This window comes from Lacinutrix sp., from assembly GCF_023299985.1.
GTDB lineage: Bacteria > Bacteroidota > Bacteroidia > Flavobacteriales > Flavobacteriaceae > Lacinutrix.
This window is the reverse complement of record NZ_JALZVX010000144.1, coordinates 1-2,783: the sequence shown is the minus strand read 5'-3', so window position 1 is coordinate 2,783 and position 2,783 is coordinate 1. Positions and strand designations below refer to the sequence as shown.

1 pseudogene is annotated in these 2,783 nt (G+C 34.1%); it reads left to right on the top strand.

Features of this window, described 5'->3' with window-relative positions:
* Positions 1–7 precede the first annotated feature (7 nt).
* Positions 8–2,783 (top strand): annotated as a pseudogene (locus Q0C58_RS07830) (hypothetical protein); the annotation flags it as partial.

Below are 2,783 nucleotides of genomic sequence, written 5' to 3'. Positions count from 1 at the left end.
TTCAGGTATGGCAACGTCTACAAATCCATATTTAGCGACAGGATTAACAGCAGCAACTTCATACGAAGCTTACATAAGAGCAGATTGTGGTGGAGGTGAATTTAGTGATTGGATAGGACCAATAACCTTTGACACAGACTGTACAACATTTGTTGCACCATATACAGAAGGTTTTGAAAATGGAGGAACAATTCCATTATGTTGGACAATGAATGGTGGTGAAGATTGGGGTTTTGATAATGTTACTGGTAATAACCACATTGGAGATGATGGAACGATTACTGGAACTACTGCAACTAACAATTATTTTGCATGGGTTGATTCATCTGGAAACGATGGTCCTTCAACATTAATAACACCTTTTGTAGACGTATCAACTTTAATAGCGCCAACACTTTCGTTTTATGAAATTAGTGATAATGAGGGTAATGCCAATTCTACTTTAGATGTAGAAGTTTGGGATGGAGCAGCATGGAATCTAATGGGAACCTTTAATACCAATACTAATGGTTGGGAAGAAATGTTTATAGATTTAAGTGGTCTTACAATTACTGGAAATTTACAAGCACGATTTATATTTTCTGAAATTGTAACAGGCGATTTTACTGATGATATTGCAATAGACGATGTTACTTTCGACGAAGCTCCAACTTGTTTTAACCCAGAAGCAACATACACAATAGTAGATGATTGTGCTAATGGAGATCAATTTTTAGTAGACGTAGATGTAACATCCTTTGGAGGAGCAACATCAGTTTTAATACAAGACAATCAAGGTGGTGTTCCTGTTTCTGTAACATCAACAACAGGTGTTACACAATTTGGACCATATCCATTTAATACAAATATCATTTTTACGGTAAGTAGTGAACAAGATACTTGCTTCTCTACGAGTCAGCCACTTTTATTATTGGCATGTCCTCCTGTTAACGATAACTGTGATGCAGCTAGTGTAGTAGACGTAAATAATAGTTTCTTGTGTGAAATAAGTACACCAGGAACATTACTAGCAGCAACACCATCTGCAGTTCCTAACCCATCATGTGGTGGAGATCCAGATGACGATATATGGTTTCAATTTGTTGCTGCTAATGAGTTTCAGCTTATTGCATTAGCTAATTTACAAGGAAGTTTACCTAACAATATCGATCATGCAGTTTACGAAGGAACTTGTGGTGCATTAGTAGAGATTAGTTGTACTACAGGTTTTACTTTACTTTCTAGTGTAACACCTCAATTAGTGATTGGAAATACATATTATATTAGAGTGTTTTCAAATACTAGTGATGCAGAGACAACAACCTTTGATATATGTATCACACCATATGTCGCTCCAATAAATATAACATGTGATGCAACTGAAAATCTTTGCCCAGGAGGAGATAGTTTATATACTTATAACACAGTAAATGTTAGACCAGGATTAGGTCAAATAGATTGTTTAGGATCTTCTCCAGATCCAACATTTAGTATTCTAGAGATTGGAACTTCTGGAAATATAGATATAGAAATGATTCAAAATACAGCTTTCGATATCTTAGGGAACCCAATAGGAGATGAATTAGATGTAGATTATGCAGTTTGGGGACCGTTTAATGCTAGTGATGATTTCTGTAATGGAGGTGATTTTCCTTCAACTCCAGTTTTTGATTGTAGTTTCTCTGCAGCAGCAGTAGAAAATTTCTCAATTATTAATGCTGTAGCAGGTGATATTTATGTTTTACTTATTACTAATTTTGAAGGAGAACCAGGAATAATTCAAATAAATCAGACTAATTTAGATCCTAATAATACAGATCCTAATGCAGGAACTTTAAGTGGAGAAATAGCAGTAGATTTAGTTAGTAATGATACTGCTTTTATTGATAACGATAATGATGACACAACACCTTCAATAGCTAACTTATGCGGTTTCCCATCTATTACTCTAGATGCTGATTCTCCATTTGCAGATGTTTTTGAGTGGTCTGTAAACGGTATTTTAGATCCAACATTAACAACTTCTTCTATTGTTGTTACAGAATCTAATTCTTATACTGTTACGGCATATGATAACCAATGTATGGGTAATGCTACTACAACAGTAATCGTTAATCTATTTCAAGAAGCAATTGTAAATATTGTGCCTCAAGATGAAATTTCAATTACAACTTGTGATGATGAGTCTGGAGATGGATTAGAAGATTTCAATTTAGATGACCTTTCATCAATAATTTTAAATGTGCCTGGTCAAAATATAGCAGATTTTTTAGTGACATATCACGAAACTTTAAATGATGCTCAAACTGGAACTAATGCTATAACTTCTCCATATTCTGCAACAGATGGTACAATAATCTATGTTAGAGTAGAAGATGTTGATTCAGTTGGATCTGGATCTGGATGTGCTAGTACTAATACTACATTTGTTTTAACAGTTTTAGGAGCACTTCCTGAAATTACAGGAGTAGATGATTTAGAGTTGTGTGATGATAATAATGATGGAATTCAATCTTTTAATCTTGAGATAAATACTCCAGCTGTACTAAATGGACAGGATCCAGCAGTTTTTGAAGTATCTTATTATATTTCGCAAACTGATGCAGATACTGGAATGAATCCTTTAGTGTCTCCTTATAATAATATTTCTAATCCTCAAACAATATATGTTCGAATAGAAAATAATGCTGCAACCGATTGTTTCAAAACTACTACCTTTAATATCGATTTAGCACCTAAACCAATATTAGTACAAAGTGGTACTATATTAGGTTGTGATGATAACGAAGACGGAATTGCAAATT